This window comes from Marivita sp. (assembly GCF_965656765.1).
Classification (GTDB): Bacteria; Pseudomonadota; Alphaproteobacteria; order Rhodobacterales; family Rhodobacteraceae; genus Marivita.
In genome coordinates this window covers 18614-30798 of record NZ_CBFHLV010000008.1, presented here as the reverse complement: position 1 = coordinate 30798, position 12185 = coordinate 18614, and the positions used below count along the sequence as shown (strand labels likewise).

General features: G+C 58.0%; 12 protein-coding genes. 6 read left to right on the top strand and 6 right to left on the bottom strand.

Going from position 1 to position 12185, the window contains the following annotated elements; translation table 11 throughout:
* Nucleotides 1–9 precede the first annotated feature (9 nt).
* Complete coding sequence (locus tag ACTG4M_RS04090) at nt 10–1065, bottom strand: AI-2E family transporter (RefSeq protein WP_439122361.1); 1056 nt, start codon at nt 1063–1065, stop codon at nt 10–12.
* Between the two features lie 284 nt (nt 1066–1349).
* Entirely contained in the window at nt 1350–3641 is a 2292-nt protein-coding gene (locus ACTG4M_RS04085; RefSeq protein WP_439122360.1) for an adenosylcobalamin-dependent ribonucleoside-diphosphate reductase, read from the bottom strand.
* Nucleotides 3642–3974: 333 nt separating this feature from the next.
* On the opposite strand from ACTG4M_RS04085, the gene ACTG4M_RS04080 reads away from it, so the two are divergent.
* From ACTG4M_RS04080 to ACTG4M_RS04060, 5 genes are all read left to right on the top strand, one after another.
* Nucleotides 3975–4181, top strand: coding sequence for a cold-shock protein (locus tag ACTG4M_RS04080; protein ID WP_439122359.1), 207 nt, complete (start codon nt 3975–3977; stop codon nt 4179–4181).
* A gap of 120 nt (nt 4182–4301) precedes the next feature.
* Nucleotides 4302–4529 (top strand): hypothetical protein, encoded by a 228-nt coding sequence (locus tag ACTG4M_RS04075; RefSeq protein ID WP_439122358.1) that lies wholly within the window; start codon nt 4302–4304, stop codon nt 4527–4529.
* Between the two features lie 85 nt (nt 4530–4614).
* Nucleotides 4615–5046 carry a DUF1489 family protein gene (locus ACTG4M_RS04070; protein ID WP_439122357.1) on the top strand — a complete coding sequence of 144 codons (432 nt, stop codon included), beginning with the start codon at nt 4615–4617 and terminating at the stop codon, nt 5044–5046.
* Between the two features lie 93 nt (nt 5047–5139).
* The gene (gene yghU, locus ACTG4M_RS04065) at nt 5140–6006 is read left to right on the top strand and encodes a glutathione-dependent disulfide-bond oxidoreductase (RefSeq protein WP_439122356.1); all 867 of its coding nucleotides are present in this window, start codon (nt 5140–5142) and stop codon (nt 6004–6006) included.
* 85 nt (nt 6007–6091) lie between these two features.
* Nucleotides 6092–7411 (top strand): ABC1 kinase family protein, encoded by a 1320-nt coding sequence (locus tag ACTG4M_RS04060; RefSeq protein WP_439122355.1) that lies wholly within the window; start codon nt 6092–6094, stop codon nt 7409–7411.
* 54 nt (nt 7412–7465) lie between these two features.
* On the opposite strand, the gene hisG is transcribed toward ACTG4M_RS04060, so the two are convergent.
* The 3 genes from hisG to hisS are packed head-to-tail and all read right to left on the bottom strand — an operon-like array spanning nt 7466 to nt 10736.
* Nucleotides 7466–8158, bottom strand: a complete 693-nt coding sequence (gene hisG, locus ACTG4M_RS04055) for an ATP phosphoribosyltransferase (RefSeq protein ID WP_439122354.1) — start codon at nt 8156–8158, stop codon at nt 7466–7468.
* Entirely contained in the window at nt 8155–9252 is a 1098-nt protein-coding gene (locus ACTG4M_RS04050; RefSeq protein ID WP_439122353.1) for an ATP phosphoribosyltransferase regulatory subunit, read from the bottom strand. Before ACTG4M_RS04050 ends, hisG begins: the two co-directional genes overlap by 4 nt.
* Nucleotides 9252–10736 (bottom strand): histidine--tRNA ligase, encoded by a 1485-nt coding sequence (gene hisS / locus ACTG4M_RS04045; RefSeq protein WP_439122352.1) that lies wholly within the window; start codon nt 10734–10736, stop codon nt 9252–9254. Before hisS ends, ACTG4M_RS04050 begins: the two co-directional genes overlap by 1 nt.
* A 180-nt stretch (nt 10737–10916) precedes the next feature.
* Between hisS and ACTG4M_RS04040 the strand changes: the two genes are divergently transcribed.
* Nucleotides 10917–11111 carry a SlyX family protein gene (locus ACTG4M_RS04040; RefSeq protein WP_439122413.1) on the top strand — a complete coding sequence of 65 codons (195 nt, stop codon included), beginning with the start codon at nt 10917–10919 and terminating at the stop codon, nt 11109–11111.
* A gap of 59 nt (nt 11112–11170) precedes the next feature.
* Here ACTG4M_RS04040 and ACTG4M_RS04035 read toward each other — a convergent pair whose 3' ends face one another.
* A complete protein-coding gene (locus ACTG4M_RS04035; RefSeq protein ID WP_439122351.1) occupies nt 11171–12157 on the bottom strand; it encodes a hypothetical protein in 987 nt (328 codons plus the stop codon).
* Between the last annotated feature and the right edge of the window lie 28 nt (nt 12158–12185).

Here is a 12185-nt window from a genome sequence, read left to right as displayed (position 1 = left end):
CGGCGCTATTCATCTCGCGGCGGTAACGTCACCTTCGTCTTCCAGCCACCATAAGACAAGCTCCAGACACAAAGCCAATATGACTGGCCCCAAAAAGATGCCGACCACACCCCAGATCAACAACCCTCCGATTGCGCCAAGAAAGACAAGCGTTGTCGGCAAATTTGCGCCGCGTGACACCACCAACGCTTTGACAAAATTGTCGGACAACCCAACGGCAAATAGCCCCCATAACGTCAGAAATATCGCCATTCCGGTTTGCTCGTCCAGATAAAGCCAAAGCGCCAAAGGTCCCCAGATCAGCACAGGACCAACTTGGAGAAGTCCCAGCAAAAAGGTCGCAAACGCCAGCAGCGGCCAATTCGAAATACCCACGACCCAATAGGCAAACGTCGCGATGGCCGTTTGGACTGCCGATGACCCAAGAATACCGAGCACAGTATATCTGATTGTCAGCACCGAACGCTCGGCCAGTTGCAGCCCCCGGCCACCCCCCAATTTGACCGCCGCTTTAGCCGCGCGCCGTTCTAGCACTTCGGCGTTCTGCAAAATGACGGCAGCAAGGATCAGGCCCAGCAGAAATTCCAAGACGAAATGCCCGATCAGTCGTCCCTCGAGCATAACCGAGGACAGCAGCAGTCGAAGATCATCACCAATGACTTGCTTGATGGTGTTGAAATCATCCCGCAAGCCGTCCCAAAGTTCGTGCCAGGTGGCTGGCATGTTGGCTGGCAGATCGAGCCCGAACTGGCTTAGCTTGCCGTCTTCAACCAATACGATTGCGAGTTCGGGGATGACCGCAATGATGGACCTCAGCAGAAAGAGCATGGGCACCAGCACGACACCAACCAACCCGATCACCATCAAAAGCGTCGCGACCAGTCGGCGCTTCCCTAGCTTTTCGGTTAACCAAAGATGCATTGGATAAAGCGCAACGGACACGAAAACCGACCACAACAGCGCTGGCCCAAAAGGGCTTAATGCAAATGCACCAAGCAAAAAGACGATCAGAACGGCGATGACCGGCAAGATCCGTTCGAAAAGGTCACGTGCTTCGGTTTTCATAGATAATTCCTCAGACGTGTCTCACGACTTTTCTTTTGCCCAGTGCGTCATCGCTTATTGTTTCGCGCCAAAGACCTGCAGGTAAGTGAACCCGCAGTTTAACCGGTGCTTGGAAAAATGCATATGGCGCGTTTAGGTGAAAACCGAACAGCTCAGTCAGACATCAGACTTGCTGAGCGTCGTTTCACTGAAGAGCTGTCGACCGGTGCAATCTCCATCCAAAAGACCCAACATGGTTGGAAAACAATCGCGACGTTGGCGCACAAATAACCCGAACACCCATCTCACCCACACTTGCTGTGGCCACATGACCCACAGGTCATGCAGCCTTCGACCATGCGCATGTCGTATTGACCGCAGGACGGACAGGCCTTGCCGCGTGGGGTGTCTAGGTTGACCACTTGGGCTTGCGGGTCGGATTTCAGGCCCATGCCTTCGCCAGCAAGGAACCCGATGGCAATCATGTGTTGTTCGATCACGCCGCCAATCGCTGCGAGGATGGACGGTATGTATTTGCCCTGCACCCAAGCACCGCCGCGTGGATCGAAAACGGCTTTGAGTTCTTCGACGACGAAAGACACATCGCCGCCGCGCCGGAACACGGCCGAGATCATCCGCGTCAGTGCCACGGTCCAGGCAAAGTGCTCCATGTTTTTGGAATTGATGAACACTTCGAACGGGCGTCGGTGACCGCCAACGATGATATCGTTGATCGTCAGGTAAATCGCGTGCTCGCTATCCGGCCACTTCAACTTGTAGGTCGCGCCTTCCAGCGCTTTGGGGCGATCCAAAGGCTCGGACATGTAGATCACGTCGCCGTGCGGCTGTTGCGGCTCTTCATCAGACGATGTCACCACTTCTGGTGCGTCGACCTTCTTCTCTTCCGACACCGACAAGACCGACCCCGTCACATCATTCGGGCGGTAGGTCGTGCACCCCTTACAACCAGTCTCGAACGCCTCCATGTAGACGTCCTTGAACGCCTCAAATGAGATGTCCTCCGGGCAGTTGATGGTTTTGGAAATCGACGAATCCACCCATTTCTGCGCTGCGGCCTGCATCTTAACATGCTCCAACGGCGCTAAGGTCTGGGCGTTCACGAAATACTCGGGCAGTTCCCGATCGCCGAACTTCTCACGCCACATCTGGACGGCGTAATCGACAACCTCTTCTTCGGTGCGGGTGCCATCCTTCTGCAAGACCTTGCGGGTATAGGCATAGGCAAAGACCGGTTCGATTCCCGAAGACACGTTCCCAGCATAAAGCGAGATGGTCCCAGTCGGCGCTATGGAGGTTAGCAGCGCGTTGCGGATGCCATGTTCGCGGATCGCCTCGCGCACATCGTCATCCATCATCTGCATGGTGCCCGTCGCAAGATACTGGTCAGCGTCAAACAGCGGGAACGCTCCCTTTTCCTTGGCCAGATCAACCGATGCCAGATAGGCTGCACGCGCAATCGCCTTGAGCCACGCTTCCGTCTGCGTCGCTGCCTCGTCCGAGCCATAGCGCAGGCCCAGCATCAAAAGTGCATCTGCCAGACCCGTCACGCCCAAGCCGATCCTTCGCTTCGCCTGCGCCTCCGCCCGTTGCGCATCTAGAGGAAACCGTGATGCGTCGACCACGTTGTCCATCATCCGAACGGCAGTTGAGACCAATTTATTCAGGGCATCTTGATCAAGAGCCGCGGTATCCTCGAACGGGTTTGTCACCAGCCGTGCCATGTTGATCGATCCCAAAAGGCACGCGCCATAGGGCGGCAAAGGTTGCTCACCGCACGGGTTCGTCGCCGCGATAGTCTCGACATAGCTCAGGTTGTTGGCCTGATTGATACGATCGATAAAGATCACGCCCGGTTCGGCATAATCATATGTCGCGCGCATGATCCGGTTCCAAAGATCACGCGCCTGAACGGTTCGATACACCTTGCCGTCAAAGACCAGTTCCCACGACCCGTCGGCCTTGACAGCCTCCATGAAATCGTCGGTCACCAGTACGGAAAGATTGAACATGCGCAACCGTGCAGCATCGGCCTTCGCGCCGATGAAGTCCTCAATATCCGGATGATCACAGCGCATCGTTGCCATCATCGCACCGCGCCGCGAGCCCGCTGACATGATCGTGCGGCACATCGCATCCCAAACATCCATGAACGAAAGCGGGCCAGAGGCATCCGCCGCCACGCCTTTGACCCCTGCCCCCTTGGGCCGGATCGTGCTGAAATCGTACCCGATGCCGCCGCCCTGCTGCATCGTCAGCGCCGCCTCTTTCAGCATCTCGAAAATGCCGCCCATGCTGTCTGGGATCGTGCCCATCACAAAGCAATTGAAGAGCGTCACAGACCGCGCCGTGCCCGCACCTGCCGTGATGCGGCCGGCGGGAAGGTATTTGAAATCCTCAAGCGCACCGTAAAACCGCTCTTCCCAGACGCTTGGTTGCGCTTCGACCTCGGCCAAGGATCGCGCAATCCTGCGCCACGTATCTTCGACTGTGCTGTCCAGCGCAGTGCCATCGGCCTCTTTCAGGCGGTATTTCATATCCCAGATCTGTTCAGCAATCGGAGCGGTAAAGCGTGACATATCGGCGATTCCCCTGTGGCGGCAGACAGACAAGATACCGCAAAAATCGACAAATCCACAACGTCTAGTTTGCGTTGCCCCAATGCCTACCACATCCAGCAGCGCCTGTGGAGAATCCTGTGGATAACTTCGGGATTTTGGTTCTGTAAAATTGGCTTATTTCACTCATAACGCGAATAAGAGTTGTATTCTCAGGCCCTGCCCCCCATATCAGTCAGGCAAAGATTCTTCCGATGACCTTCTGTTTCCTAACGGCCTCAGGCGATCCTACGACGACACTGGGCCGGGCCACCGCATGTTGCGGGTGGCGACTAAATTCTAGGAGACAACACGATGGCAAATGGCACCGTGAAATGGTTCAACGGCCAAAAAGGCTTTGGCTTCATCGCACCCGAGCAAGGTTCGAAGGACATCTTCGTTCACATTTCCGCGCTCGAACGCGCTGGTCTGCACCAGCTTGACGATGGTCAGGCTGTGACTTTCGACATCGAAAGTGGCCGTGACGGCCGCGAAAGCGCGACAAATCTTGCATTGGCATAAGCCTCTGTACGATTGAATTTAAGGCGGGTGCGGTCTTCAGGCTGTGCCCGCTTTTTCGTTTTAAGACCCCGATCAAAACGGCACGGCCAAACGGCCCCTTACCGTCAAGGAGATTGAACGATGGCGAAACTGAACAAAGACACCCTCTTCAAAGCACCACAGACGCGGGCGGAAACCGTGATGGACAAAACCACGCGCGTGGTTCGCGAAATGCTTGATACCGAGACCGAAAAGCGCGAGGCAAAAACCCAACGTCTGCGCAAAACCCGGCTCGAACGCGAAGCGCAAACACCAGACGAGGCACCCGCACCCAAAGCCAAGCCGCGCGCGCGCAAAACACCGACCTGACCACGATACTAATTGGTGGGATCGCCCCACGTGGCTTGAACCCACCCCACCGCCCGCTATGATCTGACCAGCAGGGGAAGACATCATGGCAGGCACCGTCCATCTCATCAAACTCTCTGTCGGCTCTGACAGTGTTGAGCAAATCGAGGATTGGCAAAAGAACCGCTCAAAGCAGCGGGCAAATGGCCAATATTATCACCTCACTAGGATGTGGCCGAAACGCGAGAAAGAGCTGCTTAACGGTGGATCGATCTTCTGGGTCGTCAAAGGCCTATTGCAAGCCCGCCAACGGATCATTGGACTTGAAGAATTCATTGGCGACGACGGCATCCGCCGCTGTGGCATCGTTCTTGACCCCGAATTGATCCGCACCGCAACCGCCCCAAAGCGCCCCTTTCAGGGCTGGCGCTATCTCAAACCCGAAGACGCGCCGCCCGATTTAGGCAAATCCCGCATCAACGACGACACACTACCCCCCGAACTGGCCGGTGCCTTGGCCGAAATCGGTGTGCTCTGAGCCAACCGCACACCCGACCTGCGCCTCTGCACTGGTACTTCCAGCCACGATCCCTAGGTTGAGGGTCAACGTGCAAAAAGCAGGACGACACACATGAGCGACAGCTATACACCGCCCAAAGTTTGGACATGGGACAAGGAAAACGGCGGCAAGTTTGCCAGCACAAACCGCCCCATTGCCGGCGCCACCCACGATAAGGAATTGCCGGTCGGCAAACATCCCTACCAGCTTTACAGCCTTGCCACACCGAACGGGCAAAAGGTCACGATCCTGTTCGAAGAACTCCTTGCGGCCGGCCATAGCGACGCCGAATACGACGCTTGGCTGATCAAGATCGGGGATGGTGACCAGTTCGGATCGGGCTTTGTCGACCTCAACCCAAACTCCAAAATCCCTGCATTGATGGACCGGTCCAGCGACACCCCCATCCGCGTCTTTGAATCTGCCGCGATCCTGATGCACTTGGCCGAAAAATTCGATGCGTTCCTTGGTCCAAAGGAAAACCGCGCAGAAATGCTGAGCTGGCTCTTCTGGCAAATGGGCAGCGCGCCTTACCTTGGCGGTGGATTCGGCCATTTCTACGCATATGCGCCCGAACCAATGGAATACCCCATTAACCGCTTCGCGATGGAGGCCAAGCGCCAGCTTGACGTGCTTGATCGCCAACTTGCCGATAACGAATTCATCAGCGGTCCCGACTACACCATCGCCGACATGGCGATCTGGCCGTGGTACGGCGGGCTGGTTCTGGGCCGTCTCTACAACGCGGCAGAGTTCCTGGATGTGACCAGCTACACCAACGTGATGCGTTGGGCCAAAGCCATCGATGCGCGGCCGGCTGCCCAACGTGGCCGCATGGTAAACCGCGCGTCTGGTGAGCCGAGCGAACAACTGCGCGAGCGGCACGACGCATCCGATTTCGAGACCAGCACTCAAGACAAGATCGAAGCGGCGGAATAACACCGAAACCTGAAAACACCGAACCGCGCCGGGAATGGCGCGGTCTTGTATTGTCTCGTTGCCCCCGGGACTTATCTCTGACCTCATGACACAAGACACAGACCCACGCAGTCGCGCCGTGCCTACCGGTCGCGCATCTCGCGCCGCGCGCATGGGCGGGTTGGCGGGTGGTCTGCTGGGCTCCGCCGCAGCCGCTGGGGCCAAACAATTGCTACAGGGCCGCAAGCCCAATCCCCGCGACATGTTCCTCACCCCGTCAAACGCCCAAAGGCTGACGCAACAGCTTTCTCAGATGCGCGGTGCGGCGATGAAGATGGGCCAACTGCTGTCTCTCGAGGCAGGTGATTTGCTCACCCCAGAGCTCGCGGCTGTGCTGCGCCCGCTGCAAAGTCAGGCGCATTTCATGCCGCCGGCACAGCTCAAACAGGTGCTGAGCAAAGCGTGGGGCAAGGATTTCACCAAACGGTTCAAGAAATTCGACGTCCGCCCCATCGCCGCAGCTTCGATCGGTCAGGTGCACCGCGCACAAAGCCATGATGGGCGCGATCTGGCGATCAAGGTGCAATACCCCGGCATCCGTGACAGCATCGACAGCGACCTAAGCAACCTCGCCAGCATGATGCGTATGTCCGGGATGATGCCCAAAGGACTCGATCTCAAACCACTGCTAGAGGACGCGCGCCAGCAACTGCACGAAGAGGCGGATTATATCCAAGAGGCGCAAAGCCTTCGTCAATTCGGCAATTTGCTCGAGGGTGACCCGAATTTCGTGGTCCCAGCGGTTTATGATGACCTGTCGAGCCGCGATATCCTCGCGATGGAATTCATCCCATCCGAACCGATCGACACTTTGGAAAACGCGGATCAAGCCACGCGCGATACGATGTCAGACCGTCTGATCCACCTGATGATGCGCGAGGTATTCGAGTTTCACCTTGTCCAATCAGATCCGAATTTCGCCAATTTCCGGTGGCAGCCCGAGACCGGGAAACTTGTACTGCTGGATTTCGGAGCAACACGCAGCTTGCCACCCGAACTGGTGGCGCGGTCGCGCGCAATTCTGCAACCGTCCTTGCAAAACGACCTTCCGGCAATTGCTGAGGCTTTGACTGAGCTTGGTTTGCTGTCCGTCGCCTTACCCGACAAAACGCGAACCGAAATCCTCAGCATGGTTGAGATGGCCAATGCACCGATGCTCGACCCGGCAGGGTTCAATTTTGGCGACACCTCGCTTGTGTCCGACCTGCGGGATCGCGGCATGGCTTTGGGACGGGATCGGTCGATCCAACATATTCCACCGACCGAGGTATTGTATTTGCAACGCAAAGCCGCCGGACTGTTCCTGTTGGCGACCCGGCTCAGGGCCCAGATCAACCTGCGGTCGCTCTTTCAACACTACGCCTGAAGTGCCAAAACGCGTAGACGCGTTTTTCAAAATCTTTTCAGAGACTTGCCTGCGCTACACCCCTAACCGGTCGATCAAGGCGCGCAAGACCGCGCGATCCACATCTGATTTCTCGGCCACTCGGCTGCGGAACAGTGTCGCCTGACTCTCCAGAACCGGTGGTTCCTCCAAAATTTTCAGATGGTTGGCGCGCAGGGTTTCACCAGTCGAGGTGATATCGGCAATCGCCTCAGCCGTCAGGTTCTTTACTGTGCCTTCGGTTGCACCCTGACTGTCGACCAGTTGGTAATCCGCCACGCCGCCCCGACGCAGGTAGTCTCGCACGAGGCGGTGGTATTTGGTCGCGATCCGCATCCGAAACCCGTGCCGGGCGCGAAACGCTGCGGCAGCACCATCCAGATCGTCAAGCGTGTCCACATCTACCCAGCAATGCGGCACCGCGACAATCAGGTTCGCGTGGCCAAAGCCCAACGGTGCCAGCGGCTCAACCTTCTGATCCCATTGCACCAGCTTTTCTTGGATCAGATCGTTGCCTGTCACCCCAAGGTGAATGCGTCCCGTCGCAAGTTCGCGCGGAATTTCACCCGCCGACAGCAGCACCAGATCGACACCATCTACGCCAGCCACCGCGCCGGCATATTCGCGATCCGATCCCGTGCGGGTCAGGGTCACGCCACGCGCGCCGAACCAGTCAAAAGTCTTTTCCATCAACCGTCCCTTGGACGGCACACCCAGTTTGATCGTCATGCCAGCCCCCCAAGGTCGCACACCAGATCGGGGCGGATCACGCCGCCCACAGCGGGGATTTCGCGGCCCTGCCCCAAGCGCCGGGTCAGCGCATCGTACCGGCCTCCCGTTGCAACCGGCGGCAGATCAGGCCGCGCCTCTGAATAAAAGCCAAAGACGAAACCGTCATAATATTCCATCGACGTGCGCCCATACGATGCCTCGAACGCAAGCGCATCGACATCCACACCACGCTTGGCCATCGCATCACAGCGCGCCTCGAAACGGTCCAGCGCAGGCAGCAGCCCCGGCATGTCCACCGCGATATCCCGCAAATGCTCCAGCGCGTTCGGGCAGGTTTCCGACACAGCAAGAACGGCTGAAATCAGATCAACCTCCTCTGCCGACATTGGTGCTTGCGCAGCATCGCTGCGCAGCGCATCGATACGACCTGTGATCTCGCTTTCCCCGCGCAATCCGATCATAACACCTACCGCGTCAAGCGGAGCGTCCGACGCCAACAATGCCGTCCGGGAAGCCGGCTCCGGAGTGAGACCTGCAAACCGTTTGACCAAAGCTGTAAACCGTCCAGGTCGCCAGATGTGGCGCATCAATGCTGTGCGGCGATCTTCGGTGGTTCTGAGTCCCGCGACCATTGCGATCAGAATGCCAATGTCACCTGTCGCCGCGCGTAGCCCCAAGGGTGCCAAAACCTTGGAAAACTCTCCGAATACGGCAGCATCAGATACCGCAGAATCCGAACCGCCAAATTCCTCGTAGCCGACCTGCATAAATTCGCTGCGGCGTTCTGGGTGGTCTTCCTGTTTGCGGAACACCTCTCCGAAATAGGTGTAGCTTGCGGGCGAACCGTCGCCCGCCATGTGGTATTGCACCACCGGCACAGTGAAATCCGGGCGCAGCATCATCTCGCCGCGTTCAGGGTCCGACGTCACATAGGCGCGCCCGCGAATATCTTCGCCGTATAGGTCCAAGAGCACCTCGGCAGGCAAAAGAATGTCAGTCTCTACCCGAGCTGCCCCGCTCGCCACAAAGCCATCACAGATAGCCTCGGCTGCGATCCGCGCCTGCGATTTGTCAGGTGTGCTTTGCAACATCAGGAATAGCTTTCGAGGATCTCGCGCACCTTGGACACAAGCTGATCGCGCGGCACTTCGAACTGGTTCGGCCGGTCCTGCCATTCCTCAAGGCTCGCGCTCTCGGCGATCTTGGCACCCAAGATCAGGTCTTTGATCTGCACCACGCCATTAGCCTTTTCATCCCCGCCTTCGATCACGGCGACCGGTGACTGACGCTTGTCCGCGTATTTCAGCTGATTGCCGAAATTCTTGGGATTGCCAAGATACACTTCGGCCCGGATGCCCGCATTCCGAAGTTCCGCAACCATCGCCTGATAGTTGCCCATCCGATCGCGATCCATCACGGTGACCACCACTGGGCCCGCGCTTTGGCTGCCGATCCGGCCTTTCTCACGCAGGGCGGCAAGAAGCCGATCCACACCAATGCTGACACCCGTAGCGGGGACCGGCTGGCCGGTAAAGCGCTTGACCAGATCGTCATAGCGTCCACCGCCTGCGACCGAACCGAACTGCCGCTTGCGGCCCTTTTCATCCAGAATTTCAAAGGTAAGCTCGGCCTCGAACACCGGGCCGGTGTAATATCCAAGACCGCGCACGACAGACGGATCAATCTCGATCTGGTCTGGCCCATAGCCACCAGCAGCCAGCAGATCAGCGATCTGCTCAAGCTCTGCAACACCGTCTGCGCCAATTGCACTGTCACCAACTGCTGCCTTCAAATTCTCAATCGTCTGCGCGGCAGTTTCACCCTTGGAGGTTAAGAACGCGATAACAGGTTCGGCTTGGTCTTCGCTCAAACCCACGCCGTCAATATAAGCACCCGACGCATCCAGACGCCCTTTGCCCAACAATTCACGCACGCCAGCTTCACCAACCTTGTCAAACTTGTCGATGGTGCGCAGAACTGCGTCGCGTTGGCCGTCGTCATTCAGGCCCATCGTCTCCAAAACACCGTTCAGAACCTTCCGGTTGTTCACCCGAACGATGTAGTCCCCACGTGGAATGCCAACGACCTCCAGAGTGTCGGCAAGCATCGCGCAGATCTCGGCATCTGCCGCAACTGATCCGGATCCAACCGTATCCGCATCACATTGATAAAACTGACGAAACCGCCCCGGACCAGGCTTTTCATTGCGCCAGACAGGCCCCATGGCATAACGCCGGTAAGGCAACGGCAGATCGTTGCGGTGCTGCGCATAAACCCGCGCCAATGGCGCTGTCAGATCATAGCGCAAGGCGAGCCAATCGCCCTTGCCGCCCTCATCATTTTCTTGCCACGCGAACACGCCTTCGTTCGGGCGGTCGACATCGGGCAAAAACTTGCCCAGCGCTTCGACTGTCTCAACGGCCGCGCTTTCCAGCGCATCAAAGCCATAGCGATGATAGACCCCGGCGATCTTGTCGAGCATCTCGGCGCGCTCGGTCACTTCGGCGCCAAAATAATCGCGAAACCCTTTGGGCGTCTGCGCCTTGGGCTTGGGGGCTTTTTTCTCTTTGGCCATGGTCAATTCCCGCTTGGGCTTGGGTGTCGCGCTTCCTCTAAACGCTGTAGCACAGCGGGGCAAGCAGAGGTGCTGGTCGCTGTTTGCCCAACCTTCATAACAATTAGGTAACTGAACAGAGTTCTCGCCCAATCGCCTCTTGCCATTGGCGTATCGCATGCGCATTTCTGGGCCATGGATATCACCGCCCTCGAAGAACGCATCGCGCATCTGATACGCATCACAGACGATCTGTCCGATACCGTGGCCGCCCAAGCCAAGGAGATCGACCGCCTCACTGCGCGGGTTGAGATGTTGATGATGCGCGAGGCGGAACGCGAGGTCGAAGGCTCAGGCGGGATGGTGATGGGGGACGAACGCCCCCCGCACTACTAGGCGCTGCGCCGCATTGAGAAACGCCAGGTTACCCTTGGTCGAAATCTCCAAGTCAAAGTTCAATTGCTGCGAATATCTGTCTCGACCACTTTGCCATCATGAAGCAGGATCGTCTTCCACACCGGGTTTGATCCAAAGCGTTCGTACACGCTGACAAACACCGTATTACGCGCAAGCCGCGACATGGCTGATCCGCATGGCTTACCCCGTCCAACGCGACACACGCGCGATTTCACCACTTCATACGCCGCATCAGTTTCCGAAAAGGGCTGCACCTTTGCAGGCAGGCCATAGCGCAATTGCTCGTGGGTTTCAGGGCTGCCGAACATCGCCAGAGCGGCGGTGAACTGCCGCGCGCAGCCGTCATCAAAACCGGTCACATAAAAGGTGTGAGGCGACGTTGTCCCAGGCTGTGAGTCGTAGATCGCGTAGGTTGACCGCGCTTCCGGATATCGTTCGACGCGCGTTCCAAGCTGCCGGTTCGGAACATCGCAGACCCGGGCCAACGTCCCATACGGCAACACTGTACCCATGGGGACAACCTCGTAATCTGGGTCACCGGGCTTGGGGCCACCACGTGCGGCGCGACGGGGGGCCGCGTCGCTTTGCGTTTGCGGTGCCAGCGCGGCGACCTCCGTTCCATCTGTATCATCCGCAGTTTGCGCCGATTGCGCGGCCCGGCTCAGAAAGCCCAAAAGGCCACGACGCGGGGCTGCTGCCGGGGCAGGTTCAGCCACGTCTATCGCTGCAACCTCTTCGAGGGGCTCAGACGGATCGGCGGCGACCTCGGTCTCGGCCGGCGCGTCTGCTTCCGCATCCTGCGCAGCATTTCCGCCGAACAGTCGTCCAAACAAACCTTGTCCTTCGGGTGCTACAGGCGTGGTGTCTTGCTCAGCCAGATCACCATCAGCCTCGGCGCGGATCGCGATCTGGATTTCACTGTCGCTTACATCGGTTTCAGACAGACGCGGCACACCGCGAAGCGGGTCAGACGCGCAGCCTGCAACGAGGCTTGCAGCGATCACAATCGCAGCGATACGGTTCATGTCTTCCCTCGCACTCCCTACGCGCACC

Excerpts from the sequence above, each read along its gene's own strand:
- ACTG4M_RS04075 (WP_439122358.1), top strand. The coding sequence starts at position 4,302 with ATGGCGAAACTGAACAAAGACACCCTCTTCAAAGCACCACAGACGCGG.
- ACTG4M_RS04035 (WP_439122351.1), bottom strand. The coding sequence starts at position 12,157 with ATGAACCGTATCGCTGCGATTGTGATCGCTGCAAGCCTCGTTGCAGGC.
- ACTG4M_RS04050 (WP_439122353.1), bottom strand. The coding sequence starts at position 9,252 with ATGTTGCAAAGCACACCTGACAAATCGCAGGCGCGGATCGCAGCCGAG.
- ACTG4M_RS04085 (WP_439122360.1), bottom strand. The coding sequence starts at position 3,641 with ATGTCACGCTTTACCGCTCCGATTGCTGAACAGATCTGGGATATGAAA.
- ACTG4M_RS04070 (WP_439122357.1), top strand. The coding sequence starts at position 4,615 with ATGGCAGGCACCGTCCATCTCATCAAACTCTCTGTCGGCTCTGACAGT.
- ACTG4M_RS04060 (WP_439122355.1), top strand. The coding sequence starts at position 6,092 with ATGACACAAGACACAGACCCACGCAGTCGCGCCGTGCCTACCGGTCGC.
- ACTG4M_RS04080 (WP_439122359.1), top strand. The coding sequence starts at position 3,975 with ATGGCAAATGGCACCGTGAAATGGTTCAACGGCCAAAAAGGCTTTGGC.
- hisS (WP_439122352.1), bottom strand. The coding sequence starts at position 10,736 with ATGGCCAAAGAGAAAAAAGCCCCCAAGCCCAAGGCGCAGACGCCCAAA.
- hisG (WP_439122354.1), bottom strand. The coding sequence starts at position 8,158 with ATGACGATCAAACTGGGTGTGCCGTCCAAGGGACGGTTGATGGAAAAG.
- yghU (WP_439122356.1), top strand. The coding sequence starts at position 5,140 with ATGAGCGACAGCTATACACCGCCCAAAGTTTGGACATGGGACAAGGAA.
- ACTG4M_RS04090 (WP_439122361.1), bottom strand. The coding sequence starts at position 1,065 with ATGAAAACCGAAGCACGTGACCTTTTCGAACGGATCTTGCCGGTCATC.